Annotated in this window: 16 protein-coding genes and 2 tRNA genes; 15 read left to right on the top strand and 3 right to left on the bottom strand. The window is 68.2% G+C overall.

Features of this window, described 5'->3' with window-relative positions; genetic code table 11:
* Positions 1-23: 23 nt before the first annotated feature.
* Positions 24-1,193, bottom strand: coding sequence for an acyltransferase family protein (locus tag ABD355_RS23310; RefSeq protein ID WP_344402497.1), 1,170 nt, complete (start codon positions 1,191-1,193; stop codon positions 24-26).
* Between the two features lie 611 nt (positions 1,194-1,804).
* Here ABD355_RS23310 and ABD355_RS23305 point away from each other — a divergent pair.
* Positions 1,805-1,999, top strand: coding sequence for a hypothetical protein (locus tag ABD355_RS23305; protein WP_016435177.1), 195 nt, complete (start codon positions 1,805-1,807; stop codon positions 1,997-1,999).
* Positions 2,000-2,146: 147 nt separating this feature from the next.
* On the opposite strand, the gene ABD355_RS23300 is transcribed toward ABD355_RS23305, so the two are convergent.
* A tRNA-Gly gene (locus ABD355_RS23300) sits at positions 2,147-2,217 on the bottom strand.
* A gap of 130 nt (positions 2,218-2,347) precedes the next feature.
* Here ABD355_RS23300 and ABD355_RS23295 point away from each other — a divergent pair.
* The 5 genes from ABD355_RS23295 (at position 2,348) to clpX (ending at position 7,225) form a co-directional block, all read left to right on the top strand.
* Positions 2,348-2,424: transfer RNA gene (locus tag ABD355_RS23295), tRNA-Pro, on the top strand.
* Positions 2,425-2,648: 224 nt separating this feature from the next.
* Positions 2,649-4,046: a trigger factor gene (gene tig, locus ABD355_RS23290; protein WP_344402494.1), complete on the top strand. Its 1,398-nt coding sequence runs from the start codon at positions 2,649-2,651 to the stop codon at positions 4,044-4,046.
* A 354-nt stretch (positions 4,047-4,400) separates the two neighbouring features.
* Positions 4,401-5,006 (top strand): ATP-dependent Clp protease proteolytic subunit, encoded by a 606-nt coding sequence (locus ABD355_RS23285; RefSeq protein WP_344402975.1) that lies wholly within the window; start codon positions 4,401-4,403, stop codon positions 5,004-5,006.
* A 70-nt stretch (positions 5,007-5,076) separates the two neighbouring features.
* On the top strand, positions 5,077-5,757 hold the full coding sequence (locus ABD355_RS23280) for an ATP-dependent Clp protease proteolytic subunit (protein WP_030934342.1): 681 nt from the start codon (positions 5,077-5,079) through the stop codon (positions 5,755-5,757).
* 178 nt (positions 5,758-5,935) lie between these two features.
* Positions 5,936-7,225 (top strand): ATP-dependent Clp protease ATP-binding subunit ClpX, encoded by a 1,290-nt coding sequence (clpX, locus tag ABD355_RS23275; protein ID WP_030934339.1) that lies wholly within the window; start codon positions 5,936-5,938, stop codon positions 7,223-7,225.
* Between the two features lie 68 nt (positions 7,226-7,293).
* Here clpX and ABD355_RS23270 read toward each other — a convergent pair whose 3' ends face one another.
* Positions 7,294-8,238 carry a hypothetical protein gene (locus tag ABD355_RS23270; RefSeq protein ID WP_344402492.1) on the bottom strand — a complete coding sequence of 315 codons (945 nt, stop codon included), beginning with the start codon at positions 8,236-8,238 and terminating at the stop codon, positions 7,294-7,296.
* Between the two features lie 137 nt (positions 8,239-8,375).
* Between ABD355_RS23270 and ABD355_RS23265 the strand changes: the two genes are divergently transcribed.
* The 9 genes from ABD355_RS23265 (at position 8,376) to rodA (ending at position 20,274) form a co-directional block, all read left to right on the top strand.
* Positions 8,376-11,000 carry a valine--tRNA ligase gene (locus ABD355_RS23265; protein ID WP_344402491.1) on the top strand — a complete coding sequence of 875 codons (2,625 nt, stop codon included), beginning with the start codon at positions 8,376-8,378 and terminating at the stop codon, positions 10,998-11,000.
* A gap of 233 nt (positions 11,001-11,233) precedes the next feature.
* Positions 11,234-12,718 (top strand): bifunctional tetrahydrofolate synthase/dihydrofolate synthase, encoded by a 1,485-nt coding sequence (gene folC, locus ABD355_RS23260; protein ID WP_344402490.1) that lies wholly within the window; start codon positions 11,234-11,236, stop codon positions 12,716-12,718.
* A gap of 6 nt (positions 12,719-12,724) precedes the next feature.
* Positions 12,725-13,093 (top strand): DUF4233 domain-containing protein, encoded by a 369-nt coding sequence (locus tag ABD355_RS23255; RefSeq protein WP_344402489.1) that lies wholly within the window; start codon positions 12,725-12,727, stop codon positions 13,091-13,093.
* A 71-nt stretch (positions 13,094-13,164) separates the two neighbouring features.
* The gene (gene ndk, locus ABD355_RS23250) at positions 13,165-13,578 is read left to right on the top strand and encodes a nucleoside-diphosphate kinase (protein ID WP_344402488.1); all 414 of its coding nucleotides are present in this window, start codon (positions 13,165-13,167) and stop codon (positions 13,576-13,578) included.
* 300 nt (positions 13,579-13,878) lie between these two features.
* The gene (locus ABD355_RS23245) at positions 13,879-14,898 is read left to right on the top strand and encodes a rod shape-determining protein (protein ID WP_099928866.1); all 1,020 of its coding nucleotides are present in this window, start codon (positions 13,879-13,881) and stop codon (positions 14,896-14,898) included.
* A 181-nt stretch (positions 14,899-15,079) separates the two neighbouring features.
* Positions 15,080-16,045, top strand: a complete 966-nt coding sequence (gene mreC, locus ABD355_RS23240) for a rod shape-determining protein MreC (protein ID WP_344402487.1) — start codon at positions 15,080-15,082, stop codon at positions 16,043-16,045.
* 19 nt (positions 16,046-16,064) lie between these two features.
* Positions 16,065-16,745 carry a rod shape-determining protein MreD gene (mreD, locus tag ABD355_RS23235; protein ID WP_344402486.1) on the top strand — a complete coding sequence of 227 codons (681 nt, stop codon included), beginning with the start codon at positions 16,065-16,067 and terminating at the stop codon, positions 16,743-16,745.
* An 83-nt stretch (positions 16,746-16,828) separates the two neighbouring features.
* A complete protein-coding gene (mrdA, locus tag ABD355_RS23230; RefSeq protein ID WP_344402485.1) occupies positions 16,829-19,078 on the top strand; it encodes a penicillin-binding protein 2 in 2,250 nt (749 codons plus the stop codon).
* A complete protein-coding gene (rodA, locus tag ABD355_RS23225) occupies positions 19,075-20,274 on the top strand; it encodes a rod shape-determining protein RodA (RefSeq protein ID WP_344402484.1) in 1,200 nt (399 codons plus the stop codon). The genes mrdA and rodA overlap by 4 nt, the downstream gene beginning before the upstream one ends.
* Positions 20,275-20,291 lie beyond the last annotated feature (17 nt).

Below are 20,291 nucleotides of genomic sequence, written 5' to 3'. Positions count from 1 at the left end.
CGACGACGGATCGCGGCACATCCTCAAGCGCTGGCCATCTCGCGCCCCCGCGCAACCTTCGCCACCTCCGGCTTGAAAGCCCACCTCATCTCAGGCTCCATGACGAACTTGAACACCCGCCGCACCGGCGAAGTGCACAACAACGTGACGGCCCCGGCAAACACCACCGTCACCAAGATCTCCCCCAGCGGCCGGTGCAACCACTTCGGCTCGAACCAGCCGTAGAACTCCCCGGCCTTCACCAGGAACCCGTGCAGCAGATAGCCGTAGAGCGTGCCCGCACCGAGCGCCGTGAACCACATCTTCCGGCGCGGCACCCAGGCGAAGAAGCAGGCGGTCAGCAGCAGCGAGCAGCCGAACATGGCGAGCACCATGACCGGTCCGGTCCACCACGGCGCGCCCAACTCCTGGGCCGAGTCCCGGTGGTAGAACCACGCGGTGTTCATCCGCGGGACCGCCCACCAGCCGACGGCCAGCGCGGTCACGAAGACCGGCACGGCCAGGATCCGCATCTTCCGCGTGCGCACCATCTGGAAGTGCTCGGGCTTCATGTACAGGCCCAGCACGAAGTACGGCAGGAACTGCAGCACGCGCTGCAGGTCGAGGTCGTTGCCGATCTCCGGTGAGACCGACCCGAACATCGCGATGCCGAGCGCGGCGGGCAGCGGCCACCGCAGGGTCTTCCACAGCGGGGTCGTCAGCCGCCAGATGAACAGTGCGACCAGGAACCAGGTGAGGTACCAGGGGTCGAGCAGACTGACCGTCATGCTCGGGTCGTGGTCGCCGTAGCGCTTGAAGAGGGTGTACGCGGTCTCGAAGACGACGTACGGCACGAGGACGCCGGTGATCAGTCGTCTGACGCGGTCGGGGCGCATGTCGAAACTGCGCGAGAAGTAGCCGGAGATGATGATGAACGCCGGCATGTGGAAGCTGTACACGACGGTGTACGCGGCCTCAAGGATGCGGCTGTCACCCTTCAGCGGCTCCCAGGAGTGGCCCATCGCCACCAGCAGGATCGCCAGGTACTTCGCGTTGTCGAAGAACGAGTCGCGCTGTTTGCCGGGCTTGGGGGGATTGTTCTGCTGGTTCTGCTGGTTCTGCGGTGAGCGCGGACTCGGCACTCCCGGCACCGGCGACTGTGCCGGAGGGAGCGGCGCCCTGTTCTGGCCGTGCGGGTGCAACGAGTTCGTCACAGATCTTCCCCCCGGAACATGGGGGAGACGATCCCGGACCTCGCTGCGCGTGCGGAGGACGAGGCAGCGTGAAACATCTGAGGCACCCTAGCGTCGTCTGTGGGTTTTCGTAAAACTCCCACGTGGTTCCTGTCAATTGGCTTCGAGTGCCCGCGATTAAGGGAAGTCGACACCTCAGGGAGACGACGGTCGGCACACCACCACATGTCCTGGTTGTCACGACTCGTCCCGACTAAACGGGGCATATGGCCAGGGGGTGACTCCGGTGGAATGTCTGCTTGATTGGCCTTTCGGGGAGGCGGCGTTGGCAACTGTGCTGCACCCGTGACAACAATTCGAAATACCTGCGAACGCGTTGTGTGGACATGGAAACGATCCCGCTGAATTCCTGGGCGGGTGCACCGTCGAATTGCTGTGCGGGCAACGGGGGTCGGGGCTCTCGGACGTGCCGCGCCCGCATGGCTGAGGCAAAGGTCCGGCACAGGTGTCACCGACGATGCCTCACCTGCCGCATACGGGGGCCCTGTTGGTGGCACGATGGTTCTGGCGGGGGTGCGCGGGGCTGGCACCCCCGGGCCGGGAGAGCGGACCGACCGAGGGTGTGATCAGTTGTGGCCATTTCACTGTCAGTGGTGCTGCTGTTGGCGATCATCCTGGTGGTGTTGATCAGGGGAGGCTCGATCAAGGCCGGCCCGGCGATCGTCGCGGTGCTCTTCGGCTTCTTCCTCGCGTCGACCGGCATGGCCCCGTCGATCAACCGGTTCCTGAACTCGATAGCGGAGACCATCAACTCGATCAGCTTCTGATCCGGGCAGATGCTCCGCCCGCGCAGGACGCGGAGGCCACCGCGCCGCGCCCGTGGACGATCACGCCCCATGCACCGGACGTAGCGGCGCCCGAAACGATCAGGGCCGGGCGGAGGAAGATCCTCCGCCCGGCCCTGATGCGTGGAGAGCGGGCGACGGGAATCGAACCCGCGTAGCTAGTTTGGAAGACTAGGGCTCTACCATTGAGCTACGCCCGCACAGCACGCGCCGCAGGTCAGGTGACCGCGGCACAGAAGGCATCGTAGCGGGTCCGGCCCCCTCGGCGCACACTCCGTAAATGCGGCGGCCGCGCTGTCTGCGGGCATGTACCCTACGTGTCGCACCTGACGGGGTGTGGCGCAGCTTGGTAGCGCGTCCGCTTTGGGAGCGGAAGGCCGTGGGTTCAAATCCCGCCACCCCGACCACCGACCGGTCAACACCGGTCACCCCGGGCGATCACCTCGCATGATCGCCTTTGGGGCGTTCAGCCGCTGCGGTTACTATGCAAGCTGCGCGCCCGTGTGTCTCATCCACAGGAATCCACTGGACCACCACTGGAGATCCTTCGGAGGTCCTCCGGGCGGCGAAATCCGCCGGACCAGTCTGGCTCCGGCAGAAACCAAGAAGTCAGCCACAAGGAGACCGAACCGTGAAGAGCGCCGTGGAGACCCTGAACCCGACCCGGGTTCGGCTCACTGTCGAGGTGCCCTTCGAGGAGCTCAAGGACAGCCTCGACGCGGCGTACAAGAAGATCAACCAGCAGGTCACGGTGAAGGGCTTCCGGAAGGGCAAGATCCCGGCGCGCGTCATCGACCAGCGGTTCGGCCGCGGTGCGGTCCTGGAGGAGGCGGTCAACGACGCGCTTCCGAAGTTCTACACCGAGGCGGTCAACGAGGCCGAGCTGAACGTCCTCGGCCAGCCCGAGGTCGACATCACGGAGCTGAAGGACGGCGAGACGCTGAACTTCACCGCCGAGGTCGACGTCCGCCCCGCCCTCGAGATCCCGGACTACTCCGGCATCGAGGTCGAGGTCGACGCCGTCGAGGTCACCGACGAGGACGTCGACAAGTCGGTCGAGCAGCTCCGCGAGCGCTTCGCCTCGACCTCCCCGGTCGAGCGTGCCGCCGAGGACGGCGACGTCGTCACCATCGACCTGGAGGCCAAGGTCGAGGGCGAGGTCCTGGAGGACGGCGTCGCCAACGGCGTCTCCTACACCATCGGCTCCGGCGAGCTGCTCGACGGCATCGACGACGCCGTGAAGGGCCTTCAGGCCGGTGGCGAGGCCACCTTCACCTCCGAGCTCAAGGGCGGCTCCGCGGCCGGCAAGGAGGCCGAGGTCACCGTCAAGGTCACCCAGGTCGCCGCCCGCGAACTGCCCGAGCTGGATGACGAGTTCGCACAGCTCGCCTCCGAGTTCGACACCCTGGAGGAGCTGAAGGCGGACAGCCGCAAGCGCCTCGAGAACATGAAGCAGTACGACCAGGCCACGCAGGCCCAGGAGCGCGTCCTGGAGAAGCTGCTGGAGCTCGTCGAGGTGCCCGTCCCCGAGAAGCTGCTCGAGGACGAGATCAACACCCGCAAGCACAACCTCGAGCACCACCAGCTCGGCCAGATGGGCCTCGACCTCGAGAAGTACCTCGAGATCCAGGGCAAGACGGTCGAGGAGTTCGAGGCCGAGACCAAGGAAGCCGCGGTCAAGGGCATCAAGACCCAGTTCGTCCTCGACGAGCTGGTCAAGCAGGAGAAGCTCAACGTCAACCAGGAGGAGCTCACCGAGCACCTCATGCGGCGCGCGGCCTCCTCCGGCATGTCCCCCGACCAGTTCGCCCAGGCCGTCGTCGAGGGCGGCCAGGTTCCGCTCCTGGTCGGCGAGGTCGCCCGCGGCAAGGCCCTCGCGGTCGTCGTCGAGGCCGCCACGGTCAAGGACACCAACGGCGAGGTCATCGACCTGGACGACGAGGACGAGGTCGAGACGGCCGCCGAGGTCGCCGCCGAGGCCACGGAGGCCGACGCCACCGAGGCCGACGAGGAGAAGACCGAGGGCTGACGCCCCCGGCGCTCCGAGACGCTGCAGGAAGGCCCCTGGGGACGCATCCCCGGGGGCCTTCCTGGCGTGCGGCCGGGTACGCGCCCCGTAGGGGCGCGGGGCTGTGCCGATATGCGGCTCCGCCGCGGGGTGCGACCAGCCACATCGGACCGGCGGCAGGCAACGGACCGGTCGACCCACGGCTACGCCCCCGGCGAACACCCCCCTCCGCGGGATTCCCCGAAGGGACCCGCGCGTTAGGGTCCATGAATATGGGGGCAGGGAACTCCGCGAAACCGCCGGAGGCCCCCGCAGGGAAACGTGAGACGGCCCGGCGCCGTCGTAAGACGAGCAGGTGGATACGTGACGAATCTGATGCCCTCCGCCGCCGGCGAGCCCTCCATCGGCGGTGGCCTCGGCGACCATGTCTACAACCGACTGCTCAACGAGCGGATCATCTTCCTCGGCCAGCCGGTCGACGACGACATCGCGAACAAGATCACCGCGCAGCTGTTGCTCCTTGCCGCAGACCCGGACAAGGACATCTACATGTACATCAACAGCCCGGGCGGCTCGATCACGGCCGGCATGGCGATCTACGACACCATGCAGTACATCAAGAACGACGTGGTGACCATCGCGATGGGCCTCGCGGCCTCCATGGGCCAGTTCCTGCTCAGCGCGGGCACCCCCGGCAAGCGCTTCGCGCTGCCGAACGCCGAGATCCTGATCCACCAGCCCTCCGCCGGCCTGGCCGGCTCGGCCTCCGACATCAAGATCCACGCGGAGCGGCTGCTGCACACCAAGAAGCGCATGGCCGAGCTCACGGCCTTCCACACCGGCCAGTCGGTCGAGCAGATCACCCGCGATTCGGACCGCGACCGCTGGTTCGACGCCGACGAGGCCAAGGAGTACGGCCTCATCGACGACGTCATCCCCACGGCCGCCGGTATGCCGGGCGGCGGCGGTACCGGGGCCTGAGCCCCGCCGCGGGGCCCCCACGGCCCCGCACAGCCCCCAGCCGACCGCCTCAGCTCCTAGGAGACAGACAGTGAACGACTTCCCCGGCAGCGGCCTGTACGACCGCTCACGCGCCGAGTACACGGGCCCCACGGCGGAGTCCCGTTACGTCATCCCGCGCTTCGTCGAGCGCACCTCGCAGGGCATCCGTGAGTACGACCCGTACGCGAAGCTCTTCGAGGAGCGCGTGATCTTCCTGGGCGTCCAGATCGACGACGCCTCGGCCAACGACGTCATGGCGCAGCTGCTGTGCCTGGAGTCGATGGACCCCGACCGGGACATCTCGGTCTACATCAACAGCCCCGGCGGCTCCTTCACCGCGCTGACCGCGATCTACGACACGATGCAGTTCGTGAAGCCGGACATCCAGACGGTCTGCATGGGCCAGGCGGCCTCCGCCGCCGCCATCCTGCTGGCCGCCGGTACGCCCGGCAAGCGCATGGCGCTGCCGAACGCCCGCGTGCTGATCCACCAGCCCTACAGCGAGACGGGCCGCGGCCAGGTCTCCGACCTGGAGATCGCCGCGAACGAGATCCTGCGGATGCGCGCGCAGCTGGAGGAGATGCTGGCCAAGCACTCCACCACGCCGATCGAGAAGATCCGCGAGGACATCGAGCGCGACAAGATCCTCACGGCCGAGGAGGCGCTCTCGTACGGCCTGATCGATCAGATCATCTCCACCCGGAAGATGAACAACGCGGCCGTCCGCTAGTCGGAGGCTGTATCGTCTGCCGCCCCTTGGCACGGTAAGTGCGCTTTGACACGCTGCACGTCAAAGTGAACCGCGCCAAGGGGGGCCCGAACGGGGGGCCCGGCAAGGTACCGTCGGATTAAGGCAGCACCAGGAGCCGCTGGACTCAGGCGTCTCCCAGGCGAAGGGGAAGCACACCGTGGCACGCATCGGTGACGGCGGCGATCTGCTCAAGTGCTCGTTCTGCGGCAAGAGCCAGAAGCAGGTCAAGAAGCTCATCGCAGGGCCTGGTGTGTACATCTGCGACGAGTGCATCGACCTCTGCAACGAGATCATCGAGGAAGAGCTCGCCGAGACGAGCGAGGTGCGCTGGGAGGAACTTCCCAAGCCGCGCGAGATCTACGAGTTCCTCGAGGGCTACGTCGTCGGCCAGGAGCCGGCGAAGAAGGCCCTCTCGGTGGCGGTCTACAACCACTACAAGCGCGTCCAGGCCGGCGAGAACGGCGGCGCCAACGGTCGCGACGACGCGATCGAGCTGGCGAAGTCCAACATCCTGCTGCTCGGCCCCACGGGCTCGGGCAAGACCCTCCTGGCCCAGACCCTGGCCCGCATGCTGAACGTGCCGTTCGCCATCGCCGACGCCACGGCGCTGACGGAGGCCGGCTATGTCGGCGAGGACGTCGAGAACATCCTGCTCAAGCTGATCCAGGCGGCCGACTACGACGTCAAGAAGGCCGAGACCGGGATCATCTACATCGACGAGATCGACAAGGTCGCCCGGAAGAGCGAAAACCCGTCGATCACGCGCGATGTCAGCGGCGAGGGCGTGCAGCAGGCCCTCCTCAAGATCCTTGAGGGCACGACGGCCTCGGTCCCGCCGCAGGGCGGCCGCAAGCACCCGCACCAGGAGTTCATCCAGATCGACACGACGAACGTCCTGTTCATCGTGGGCGGCGCCTTCGCGGGTCTGGAAAAGATCATCGAGTCGCGCGCAGGGGCCAAGGGCATCGGCTTCGGTGCGACGATCCGCTCCAAGCGGGAGCTGGAGGCGAAGGACCAGTTCGAGGACGTCATGCCCGAGGACCTGGTCAAGTTCGGCATGATCCCCGAGTTCATCGGCCGCCTCCCGGTCATCACCTCGGTCCACAACCTGGACCGCGAGGCCCTGCTCCAGATTCTGGTGGAGCCCCGTAACGCCCTGGTGAAGCAGTACCAGCGCCTGTTCGAACTCGACGGTGTGGAACTGGACTTCGAGCGCGAGGCCCTGGAGGCCATCGCCGATCAGGCGATCCTGCGCCAGACGGGCGCCCGCGGCCTGCGCGCCATCATGGAGGAAGTCCTCATGTCGGTGATGTACGAGGTCCCGTCCCGCAAGGACGTCGCCCGCGTGGTCGTCACGGCAGACGTCGTCCACTCCAACGTGAACCCGACGCTGATCCCGCGGGACGCGCGGAACGGGCGGGGGCCGGGCGAGCAGAAGACGGCGTAGCCGCCGTACAGCACACGGCGAAGGGGCCCCGGTCGACCGACCGGGGCCCCTTCTTCGTGGTCGGGGCGTCAGGCCTTGACGCGCACGTCGTTGCGGAGCTTGGCGGCCAGGGCTGCCGCGTCGTCCAGCGAGGTGCTCTTGCCGGAGGTCATGGAAGCCAAGTCGTACGTGACCACGTAGGCGAGGGTGCTGTGGTCACCCCAGATGCAGATCGGCATCTTCACGGTCTGCCCGGAGGTCGTGGTGTCGACCTCCTGGCACTTCATGATGCCGTTGTCGAAGCCTGCGGGCTTGAACTCCTGGGGGCTGCCCACGAGTTTGCCGCCGGACGAGCTCTTCTCGGCCTCCGTCTTGCTCTGGGCGAACATGGCGTCGACGGTCTTCTCCGGGTCGTCGATGGTGCCGTACACGCCCGTGAACATCAGGTTCTTCGCGGTGAGACCCGATCCCGCGGTGTAGAGCGCGCTGACGTCCTTGGCGTTCTGCACGCCCCACGACTCGGCGTCCTTGACGTCCTTGTCGGTCATCTGGCCGGCTGAGGAGTCGCTGCCCTTCTTGTACTCCCCGGAGAGGACCGTCGCCTGCGCCACCAGCTTGTGCGGCCCGTCGTCCGCGATGGAACTGCCGCCGCCGCCCCCGCCGATCACGAAGTACACCCCGACCCCGATCGCCGCCACGACCGCCACCGCGCCGATGATCAGGGCCGCCTTCTTGCCGCCGCCGCCCGGCGCCGGTGGCTGCGGGACGTTGTAGGGCTGCTGGCCGTACGGGTCCTGGCCGTAGGGGGCCTGCTGCTGCGGGTAGCCGTAGCCGGGCTGAGGCTGGGGCGGGGGAGCCTGCTGCGGGTAGCCGTAGCCCGGCTGGGGCTGGGGCGGAGGGGCCTGCTGGGGGTAGCCGTAGCCGGGCTGGGCCGGAGGGGCCTGCGGCGGCTGCTGGCCGTAGGGGCCCGGCTGGCCGTACGGTCCGGGCTGCTGGGGCTGCCCGCCGTACGGGCCCGGCTGGTTGTAGCTCATTACTGGGTTCCCCTCCAGAATGTTTATGTGGTGCCGACATCCTGGCGCAGACACGGACAGCGCACCGCATCGGGGCCCCCACCGTTACAGAGCAAACACGTTTCGGGACACGCCCGCGACACCCCTAAACTGACCCCGTGACCGAGAACGCTCAGCAGCAGCCACCAGCGCCCGACACCGAACTGCCGACCCAGTACGCGCCGGCCGATGTAGAGGGGCCGCTGTACGAGCGCTGGGTAGAGCGCGGTTACTTCGAGGCTGACGAGAAGAGCGACAAGCCGCCGTACACCATCGTCATCCCGCCCCCGAACGTCACCGGCAGCCTGCACCTCGGGCACGCCTTCGAGCACACCCTCATCGACGCGCTGACACGTCGTAAGCGCATGCAGGGCTTCGAGACGCTCTGGCAGCCCGGCATGGACCACGCCGGTATCGCCACCCAGAACGTCGTCGAGAGGGAGCTGGGCAAGGAGGGGAAGTCCCGGCACGACCTCGGCCGTGAGGCCTTCGTCGAGCGTGTCTGGCAGTGGAAGGCCGAGTCCGGTGGCCAGATCAGCGGGCAGATGCGGCGCCTCGGTGACGGCGTCGCCTGGTCGCGTGAGCGGTTCACGATGGACGAGGGGCTCTCCCAGGCCGTCCAGACCATCTTCAAGCGCCTCTACGACGACGAGCTGATCTACCGCGCCGAGCGCATCATCAACTGGTGCCCGCGCTGTCTGACCGCGATCTCCGACATCGAGGTCGAGTACCAGGACGACGACGGCGAGCTGGTCTCCCTCAAGTACGGCGAGGGGGAGGAGACGCTGGTCGTCGCCACCACCCGCGCCGAGACCATGCTCGGTGACACGGCCGTCGCGGTGCATCCGGACGACGAGCGGTACAAGCACCTCGTCGGCAAGCAGATCAAGCTCCCGCTGACCGACCGCACCATCCCGGTCGTCGCCGACGAGCACGTCGACCCGGAGTTCGGCACCGGAGCCGTCAAGGTCACCCCGGCCCACGACCCGAACGACTTCGAGATCGGCCAGCGCCACAACCTCCCGGCCATCACGGTCATGGACGAGCACGCCGTGATCACCGTCCACGGCCCCTTCCAGGGCCTGGACCGCTTCGAGGCCCGCTCGGCGATCGTCGCCGCGCTGCGCGCCGAGGGCCGGATCGTCGCCGAGAAGCGGCCCTACGTCCACTCCGTCGGCCACTGCTCGCGCTGCAAGACCACCATCGAGCCGCGGCTGTCCATGCAGTGGTGGGTCAAGGTCGGCCCGCTCGCCAAGGCGGCCGGTGACGCGGTCCGCGAGGGCAAGGTCAGGATCCATCCGCAGGAGATGGAGAAGCGGTACTTCGACTGGGTCGACAACCTCCACGACTGGTGCATCTCACGGCAGTTGTGGTGGGGTCACCGCATTCCGGTCTGGTACGGCCCGCAGGGCGAGGTCGTCTGCGTCGGACCGGACGAGCAGCCGCCGAGCGGCGAAGGGTGGCGTCAGGACACCGACGTCCTCGACACCTGGTTCTCCTCCGGCCTGTGGCCCTTCTCCACCCTCGGCTGGCCCGAGCAGACCGAGTCGCTCGCGAAGTTCTACCCGAACTCCGTCCTGGTCACCGGCTACGACATCCTCTTCTTCTGGGTCGCCCGGATGATGATGTTCGGCCTGTACGCGATGGACGGCACCCCGCCGTTCCACACCATCGCCCTGCACGGCATGGTCCGCGACCAGTTCGGCAAGAAGATGTCGAAGTCCTTCGGGAATGCGGTCAACCCGCTGGACTGGATGGACAAGTACGGCAGCGACGCCCTCCGGTTCACCCTTGCCCGCGGCGCCAACCCGGGCGTGGACGTCCCGATCGGCGAGGACTGGGTCCAGGGCTCCCGCAACTTCGCCAACAAGATCTGGAACGCCACCCGCTTCGCGCTGATGAACGGCGCGACGGTCGAGGGCCCGCTGCCGGACGCCTCGAAGATGTCCGCGACCGACCGCTGGATCCTCTCCCGCCTCAACTCCGTCGTCGCCGAAGTCGACGCGTTCTACGAGGACTTCCAGTTCGCGAAGCTCTCGGACGCGCTGTTCCACTTCGCGTGGGACGAGGTCTTCGACTGGTACGTCGAGCTGTCCAAGACGACGTTCCAGGCGGGCGGTGAGCCGGCCGAGGTCAGCAAGCGGGTCCTCGGTGAGGTCCTCGACGTCACCCTCAAGCTCCTCCACCCGGTCGTCCCGTTCGTCACGGAGACCCTCTGGACCACCCTCACCGGCGGCGAGTCGGTCGTCATCGCCGAGTGGCCGAGCGACAGTGGCTTCCGCGACAAGGCGGCGGAGCGGGAGATCGAGACCCTGCAGTCCGTCATCACCGAGGTCCGCCGCTTCCGCGCCGACCAGGGTCTGCAGCCGGGTCAGCGGGTTCCGGCCCGGCTGACCCTGGACGGCACGGCGCTGGCTCCGCACGAGGCGGCCATCCGCCAGCTGCTGCGTCTGCAGCCGGAGGGGGACTCCTTCACGGCCACGGCGACCCTGCCGGTCGGCGGCGCCGAGGTCGCTCTCGACCTGTCCGGCACGATCGACGTGGCGGCGGAGCGCAAGCGCCTCGCGAAGGACCTCGCGGCCGCCGAGAAGGAGAAGGCCCAGGCCACCGCCAAGCTCGGCAACGAGGCGTTCCTGGCGAAGGCGCCGGACAACGTGGTGGACAAGATCCGCGGGCGCCTGGCGAAGGCGGAGGAGGACATCACGCGGATCCAGGCCCAGCTGGACCGGCTGCCGGAGGCGTGAGTCGTCATGCGTGGCCGAAGGCCCCCGGTGCTGACAGGCGCCGGGGGCCTTCGCGTGCCTTGAGGAGCGCGGGGCTGTATCGATGTGCGGCTCCGCCGCGATGGGGGTCCCCCCGCTCGAGCGAAGCCGAGAGTGGGGGAGCGACCAGCCACAACGCACCCGCACTCGCCGGACAGGACCCGGCCACCCCACTCCCTGGGCGCACTGTCAGTCGGCCTCCGTAGACTGACCCCGTGAGTGAAAGCGACCCCTTCGACGACATCGTCGCCGCCGAGACCGACCGCGACCCCGACCTCGCGATCATCGAGGCCGGCAGCCGCACCCTGCGCACGCAGGGCGGCCCGCCGCAGGCCGATGTGCCCGCGCGGCCGGAAGACCCCGAGGTCGACAAGGCCCTGCGCGAGGTCGAGGCGGAGCTCGCCACCCGCTGGGGCGAGACCAAGCTCGAGCCCTCGGTCAGCCGTATCGCCGCGCTGATGGACGTCCTGGGCGAGCCGCAGCGCTCGTACCCCTCGATCCACATCACCGGCACCAACGGCAAGACCTCCACCGCCCGCATGATCGAGGCCCTCCTCGGCGCCTTCGAACTGCGCACCGGCCGGTACACCTCCCCGCACGTCCAGTCGATCACCGAGCGCATCAGCCTGGACGGCGCTCCCATCTCCGCCGAGCGGTTCGTCGAGACGTACGAGGACATCAAGCCGTACGTCGAGATGGTCGACGCACAGCAGGAGTACCGGCTGTCCTTCTTCGAGGTGCTGACGGGCATGGCGTACGCGGCCTTCGCGGACGCGCCCGTCGATGTGGCCGTGGTGGAAGTGGGGATGGGCGGCTCCTGGGACGCCACCAACGTCATCGACGGGGACGTCGCTGTCGTCACCCCCATCGACCTCGACCACACCGACCGCCTCGGTGAGACGCCCGGCGCCATCGCCACCGAGAAGGCCGGCATCGTCAAGCAGGACGCGACGGTCATCCTGGCCCAACAGCCGGTGGACGCGGCCCAGGTGCTGCTCAAGAAGGCCGTCGACGTCGACGCCACGGTGGCCCGCGAGGGCCTGGAGTTCGGGGTCGTGTCACGTCAGGTCGCGGTCGGCGGACAGCTGCTCACCCTGCGCGGCCTCGGCGGCGAGTACGACGAGGTGTACCTCCCGCTCCACGGCCCGTACCAGGCGCACAACGCCGCCGTCGCGCTCGCCGCCGTGGAGGCGTTCTTCGGGGTCGGTTCGCAGCGGCCCGAGCCGCTCGACATCGACACCGTCCGCAAGGCTTTCGCGGCCGTCTCCTCGCCCGGGCGGCTCGAAGTCGTACGGCGCTCGCCCACCGTCGTCCTGGACGCCGCCCACAATCCGGCCGGCGCCCGAGCCACCGCCGAGGCGATCGGCGAGGCCTTCGACTTCAGCCGGCTGATCGGTGTGGTCGGCGCGAGCGGCGACAAGAACGTGCGAGGAGTGCTGGAGGCCTTCGAGCCGATCTTCGCCGAGGTCGTCGTCACGCAGAACTCCAGCCACCGCGCGATGGACGCCGACGAGCTCGCCGCGATCGCCGTGGAGGTGTTCGGCGACGAGCGCGTCCAGGTCGAACCAAGGCTGCCGGACGCCCTGGAGGCCGCGATCACGCTGGCCGAGGAGGAGGGCGAGTTCGCCGGCGGGGGCGTGCTGGTGACCGGCTCCGTCATCACCGTCGGCGAGGCCCGGCTGCTGCTGGGAAGGGGCTGACCACTCGTGCGTACGCTCTGTGCCTCGACCCTGATCGGCGAGTTCTTCGTGATCGGCTTCGCCGGACTCGTCGCCATGAAGGACCCCGGCCTCGCCACGTCGACGGTGTGGACGGTCAGCGGCATCGCGATGTTCCTGTGCGTGGTGCTGTGCGGTGTCGTGACGCGTCCGGGCGGCATCGCCCTCGGCTGGGCCCTGCAGGCCGCCCTCGTCGCCTCCGGCTTCGTAGTCACGACGATGTTCTTCCTGGGCGCGGTCTTCGCGACCCTGTGGTGGGCCTCGGTGCACTACGGAAGGAAGATCGACGAGGCGAAGGCGCGGTTCGCCGCCGCAGAGACGGGCTCGGCGGGCTCCTCCACACCTGACGCTGTGTAACAGGGGCCCGGACACGCCCTGTAATCTTCGAACACCCCCGCACCATCCTTGATCTTCCATAGGAGCCCGCAGTGACCCAGCGCACCCTCGTCCTGCTCAAGCCCGACGCGGTCCGTCGTGGCCTGACCGGCGAGATCATCAGCCGTATCGAGCGCAAGGCCGGCTGGCAGATCACCGCGCTGGAGCTGCGCACCCTGGACCAGGAGACCCTGCAGCAGCACTACGGCGAGCACAAGGGCAAGCCCTTCTACGAGCCGCTGGTGGAGTTCATGGCCTCCGGTCCGGTCGTCGCGCTGATCGTCGAGGGCGAGCGGGTCATCGAGGGGCTGCGCGCGCTGGCCGGCCCGACCGACCCGATCGCCGCCGCACCCGGCTCCATCCGCGGCGACTACGGCGTGATCGTCCGCGAGAACCTGATCCATGCCTCCGACTCCGAGGAGTCCGCCGAGCGCGAGGTGAAGATCTTTTTCCCCGGCCGCGGTTGAGCGACAAACCTATGAATTTTTGAGTGACCGTCAGGTCGCTCGCCCGTCTGACCTGGGGCGGCCGAGGGTTTCGGGCCGTCCTCTGGCATATGCGTGCCGATCGGGGGAACGAGTGCCCCCGATGGGCCGTCTCCACAAGCGAGGCGACGCTTCATCTGCTGACAATGGCGAAGACCCTCGCGCAGTGTTCGTGCAGGCGCGTCTACGATGGAAGCCTTCACGTCACAGCACCCACTTCGCCGACCTGAAAAGCCCTCAAAAGCTCCCAGGAAGGCCAGACGAATCCTGATGGGGAACTCAATGTCGTTCATCGGCCGTGACATGGCTGTCGACCTCGGGACCGCCAACACGCTGGTGTACGTCAGGGGACGCGGGATCGTACTCAACGAACCTTCCGTCGTCGCGATCAACACCAACACCGGTGGCATCCTCGCGGTCGGCGCCGAGGCGAAGAAGATGATCGGTCGGACCCCTGGCAACATCGTTGCCGTGCGACCGCTGAAGGACGGCGTCATCGCCGACTTCGAGATCACTGAGCGGATGCTCCGCTACTTCATCCTGAAGATCCACAAGCGGCGGTATCTCGCGCGGCCGCGTGTCGTCGTCTGTGTGCCCTCCGGTATCACGGGCGTCGAGCGCCGCGCCGTGATCGAGGCGTCCTCGCAGGCCGGTGCTCGTCAGGTGCACATCATCGAGGAGCCCATGGCGGCGGCCATCGGCTCCGGCCTCCCGGTCCACGAGGCCACGGGCAACATGGTGGTGGACATCGGCGGCGGCACCACCGAGGTCGCGGTCATCTCGCTCGGCGGCATCGTCACCGCCCAGTCCATCCGCGTCGCGGGCGACGAACTGGACAACGCGATCATCCAGCACATCAAGAAGGAGTACTCGCTCCTTCTCGGTGAGCGGACGGCCGAGCAGATCAAGATCACGATCGGTTCGGCGTACGACCTCGACGACGACCAGCACACCGAGATCCGCGGCCGGGACCTCGTCTCCGGACTGCCCAAGACCGTCGTCATCTCCGCCGCCGAGGTGCGCAAGGCGATCGAGGAGCCGGTCAACGCCATCGTGGACGCCGTCAAGACGACCCTCGACAAGTGCCCGCCGGAGCTGTCCGGCGACATCATGGACCGGGGGATCGTGCTGACCGGCGGCGGGGCGCTGCTGCGCGGCCTCGACGAGCGGCTGCGCCGGGAGACCGGGATGCCGATCCACATCGCCGAGGACCCGCTGGACAGCGTCGCGCTCGGCTCGGGCAAGTGCGTCGAGGAGTTCGAGGCGCTCCAGCAGGTGCTGGACGCCCAGCCGCGCAGATGACGGCAACTCTTCGATTCCGCCGTACGGGACGATCTCCTCTCGTACGGCGGATCGTTGATATAGAGGCAGTTGATATAGAGGCATAAGCTCGCCCATAAGCCTCTGCCCGACTGGAACTGCCCAGCTGAACTGAACACCTGAACCTCTGCACATTCCTATGAGGAAGGCACGGCCGCCGCACGTGAGGGACACACGAGAGAGCCGGCTGCTCCTGGTGCTGCTGATCGCCATCGCGTTCGCGCTGATCACGGTGGACATCCGCGGCGGGGAGGACTCACCGGTCGACGGTGCCCGCCAGGTCGCGGCCACCGTGTTCGGCCCGATCGAGGACGGCGTGTCCTCGGCGGTCGACCCGGTCGGCAACGCCGTCTCAGCGGTCCGTGACTCGGGCACCCGGCACGACCGGCTCGCCCGTCTGGAGACGGAGAACGCCACCCTCAAGGCGAAACTCGGCAGCGACGACCGCAACCGCAGCCGCCTGGCGCAGCTCGACAAGATGCTGAAGGTCTCCGCCGAGGGCCAGTACGGCATCAAGGGCGCCCAGGTCATCGCCATAGGAGCGGCCCAGGGCTTCTCCTGGACGATCACCATCGACGTCGGCGCCAACGACGGCATCAAGCGGGACATGACGGTGCTGAACGGCGACGGCCTGGTCGGACGGGTCACCAACGTCGGCCCCGACGCCTCCACCGTCCTGCTCGCCAACGACCCGGACTTCACCGTCGGCACCCGCATGGAGGGCAGCGACGAGCTCGGTTTCGCCACCGGGCAGGGCGACCGCCCGCTGCGGGTGGAACTGCTCAACTCCAAGGCGGACGTGAAGAAGGGCGACCGCCTGGTCACCTTCGGCTCCGAGGCCGACAAGCCCTTCGTGCCGGGCGTCCCGGTCGGTGTGGTCTCCCGCGTCGACCCGTCCGGCGGGAACCTGACCCGCACCCTCTATGTCACGCCGTTCGTCAGCTTCTCCAAGCTCGACATCGTCGGCGTCGTCGTGGAGACCCCGAAGAAGGACCCGCGCGACACGGTGCTCCCCGACAAGCCGCAGCCGACGCCCACACCGACGGTCACCGTCACGGTCACCCCGTCCGCGACCGCGACCGACTCCGCGCCCGCATCCGCGACCGCGTCGCCCGGCCAGACCCCGTAGCAGTAGGAGCTGAATCCCCATGCGCGTCAACCGGATCCTGCTCTCCTCGGCCCTGGTCGTCGTAGCCCTGGTGGTCCAGGTGAGCGTCCTCGCCCGGCTCCATCTGCCGGGCGCCGTCCCCGACTTGCTGCTGCTGACCGTGGTGGGCCTGGCCCTGGTCTACGGCCATGTCGGCGGCGCCCTCGTCGGCTTCGGCGCGGGCCTGCTCGCCGACCTCGCCCCGCCCGCCGACCACGCCGCCGGCCGCTACGCCCTGGTGCTGTGCGTCATCGGCTACCTCGCCGGGCTGGCCAGACCGGAGAACGGGCGGCTGAAGTCGGCCACCGGCCCCATGCTCGTCGTGGTCGCCGCCGCCATCGGCTCGACGCTGCTGTACGCCGGTGTCGGCGCGCTCGTCGGCGACACCGCGGCCCGCCATGTCGGCCTCGTCAGCCTGCTCTTCTCGGCGGCCCTGTACGACCTGCTGCTCGCCCCCTTCGTGGTGCCAGGGATCATGGCCCTGGCCCGGCGCGCGGACAACGACCCGCTCGCCGAGGCCGCCTCCCCGTCGAAGAAGGCCACCGACATCACCTCCGGCTGGATCTCCAACGGGACGGGCCTCAAGCTCGGCGGCCAGCGCGGAGGCCTCGGTGCCCTGAAGACCAGGGCCCGCACCCGCACCACCCGCGTGGGCCGCATCAAGGGGGTCAAGCGGCTGTGAAGGGGCGGGAGTTGGCGGCGGGCACCATTCACAGCTCCGTCGTATATGACACGCACACACACTGAGAGGGGGAGGCAGCCGCAGTGACCAATATTCCCGAGACCGGACGGACCCCAAGGGTCCAGATCCGGCTCGTCGTCATCCAGATCCTGGTCCTCTCCCTGCTCGGCACCCTCGGCGGCCGGCTGTGGTACCTGCAGATCCGCGAGGGCAGCCAGTACCAGAAGGAGGCGTCCGGCAACCACGTCCAGCAGGTCGTCGACCCCGCCGTACGCGGCTCGATCCTGGACGCCCGCGGTGTGGCGCTCGCCGACAACGAGACCCGCCTCGTGGTCTCCGCCTCCCGCACCGACCTGCTCAAGATGAAGGACGACGGCAAGGCGGTCCTCACCAAGCTGGCCGGGGTCCTGGGCATGAAGCCCAAGGAGGTCATGCAGCGGGTCCGGCTGTGCGACGCCAAGACGCCCCAGCCGTGCTGGAACGGCTCGCCCTTCCAGCCGATCCCCATCACCGACGAGGCCACGCCCCGACAGGCCATGCAGATCCGCGAGCGCTCCGAGGACTTCCCCGGCATCACCGCCGAACCCGAGGCGCTGCGCCGCTACCCCGGCCCCGGCAAGTCCAACACCGCGCAGGTCCTCGGCTATCTCTCGCCCGTCACCGACGAGGAGATCCAGAAGGCCAAGGACACCAACTCGCCGTATCTCCGCTCCGACCAGGTCGGCCGCTCCGGCCTCGAGCGCCAGTACGACAAGGAACTGCGCGGCAAGGCCGGGGTCACCCGCTACGAGGTCGACAACCTCGGCCGGGTCATCGGCAAGGCCAAGTCCGATCCCGCCCAGGCCGGTTCGAGCCTCGTCACCAGCATCGACTCCCGCGTGCAGCGGGTCGCCGAGTACGAGCTGGACAACGCCATGAAGATCGCCCGCACCCAGTACGACAAGGTCACGGGCGAGAAGTACAAGGCCGACTCGGGTGCCGTCGTCGTGATGGAGGCCAAGACCGGCCGCATCGTCGCCATGGCGTCCGCTCCGACGTACGACCCGAACGTGTGGGTCGGCGGCATCTCCGCCAAGGACTACAAGCAGCTCACCGGCAAGGACTCCGACTACCCGCTGCTCAATCGGGCCATACAGGGTCAGTCCGCGCCGGGTTCGACCTTCAAGGTGGTCTCCACGGCCGCCGCGGTCGAGGCCGGCTACGCGTGGGACGGCGGCTACCCGTGCACCAGCTCCTACTCGGTGGGCGGCCAGGTCTTCAAGAACTTCGAGGGCGAGAGCTTCGGCCCCATCTCGCTGGGCCGGGCCCTGGAGGTCTCCTGCGACACCGTCTTCTACGGCCTCGCCGACCGCGAGTGGAAGAAGGACGGCGGGATCAACCCGAAGAAGGGCCAGCCCAAGGACTACTTCTACAAGGCGGCCCACCAGTTCGGCCTCGGCAAGCAGACCGGCATCGACCTCCCGAACGAGGTCACCGGCCGGGTCCCCGACCGCCAGTGGAAGGAGGACTACTGGAAGGCCAACAAGGACGCCTGGTGCAAGAGCGGCAAGAAGGGCGGCACCTACGTCCAGAGGATCGAGTACGAGGGCTGCCTCGAGGGCTACAAGATGCGCGAGGGCGACTCGATCAACTACTCCATCGGCCAGGGTGACACCCTCCTCACCCCGATCCAGGAGGCCATGATCTACGGGGCCCTCGCCAACGGCGGCACCGAGCACGTCCCGACCATCGGCAAGGCGATCATCAGCGCCGACGGCAGGACGGTCAAGGAGATCAAGCCCCGGGTCCTGCGCAAGCTTCCGATCAGCGAGGCCACGCACAAGGGCATCGACAAGGCCCTCGCGGGCGTCATCACCGCCGGTACCGCCGCCTGGAAGTTCAAGGGCTGGCCGCAGGACAAGATCACCCTGCACGCCAAGACCGGTACCGCGGAGGTCTACGGCAAGCAGACCACCTCATGGCTCGCCACGTACTCCAAGGACTACTCGGTGGTCATGACGATCGCCCAGGCCGGTACCGGTTCCGGCGCCTCCGGTGAGGCCGTCCGCAGCATCTACAGCGCCCTCTACGGCGTCCAGCCGGACGGCTCGATCGACAGCAAGAAGGCACTGCTGCCCAGCCCGCAGAAGGGCCTGCCCAAGGTCAAGACAGACGGCACGATCGCCTCGCCGAAGGTTCCCAAGGACCCGGCCAAGGAACTCCACGCCAACGACAACGCCAGCCCGTCCCCGGGCGCCGGTCAGCCCGCCGCGACCACGCCCTCGCCCACGTCCACCAACCGGACCACCCGCAGGCGGCCGCGCAGGCGGGGAAGCCGGAGGATGCTCACATGACCGGTGCAGGCAGCTTCTCCGTCCCCGGATACGGCCCGCGGCGCGCGGGCTGGACCCGGATCTTCGCCCGTGACTCGGTGTCCCGCCGGCTCGACTGGCCGATGCTGCTGGCGGCCCTCGCGCTCTCGGCGATCGGCTCGCTGCTCGTCTACTCGGCGACCCGCAACCGCACCGAGATCAACCAGGGCGACCAGTACTACTTCCTGATCCGGCACATCATGAACACCGGCATCGGGTTCGCCCTGATGGCCGGCACGATCTGGCTCGGCCACCGCACCCTGCGCACCGCCGTCCCGATCCTGTACGGCGCCTCGGTGTTCCTGATCCTGCTGGTGCTCACCCCGCTCGGCGCCACCATCAACGGCAGCCGCAACTGGATCGTCTTCGGCGGCGGCTTCTCCCTGCAGCCCGCCGAGTTCGTGAAGATCACGATCATCCTCGGGATGGCGATGCTGCTGGCGGCGCGGGTCGACGCGGGCGACAAGAAGTACCCCGACCACCGCACGGTCCTCCAGGCGCTCGGCCTGGCCACCGTACCGATCCTGATCGTGCTGCTCATGCCCGACCTCGGCACGGTCCTGGTCCTGGTGACCATCATCCTGGGCGTGCTGCTCGCCTCCGGCGCCTCCAACCGCTGGGTCTTCGGCCTGATCACGGCCGGCGTCATCGGCTGCATCGCCATCTGGCAGCTGCACATCCTGGACGAGTACCAGATCAACCGGTTCGCGGCCTTCGCCAACCCCAGCCTCGACCCGGCGGGAGTCGGCTACAACACCAACCAGGCGCGCATCGCGATCGGTTCGGGCGGTCTGACCGGCGCGGGTCTCTTCCACGGTTCGCAGACCACCGGCCAGTTCGTGCCCGAGCAGCAGACCGACTTCGTCTTCACGGTCGCGGGGGAGGAGCTGGGCTTCGTCGGCGCGGGGCTGATCATCTTCCTCCTCGGCGTGGTGCTGTGGCGCGCCTGCCGCATCGCCCGTGACTCGACCGAGCTGTACGGCACGATCGTCGCCGCCGGGATCGTCGCCTGGTTCGCCTTCCAGACCTTCGAGAACATCGGCATGACCCTCGGCATCATGCCGGTCACGGGCCTGCCGCTGCCCTTTGTGTCGTACGGCGGCTCATCGATGTTCGCGGTGTGGATGGCGGTGGGGCTGCTGCAGTCGATCAGGGTGCAGCGACCCATGTCGGCGTAGGCCTTCGGCGGGGGCGC

Source organism: Streptomyces longisporus, assembly GCF_039532765.1.
In the GTDB taxonomy this organism is placed as follows: Bacteria; Actinomycetota; Actinomycetes; order Streptomycetales; family Streptomycetaceae; genus Streptomyces; species Streptomyces longisporus.
The sequence above is the reverse complement of the archived record's forward strand: the minus strand, read 5'-3'. Positions and strand labels throughout refer to the sequence as shown.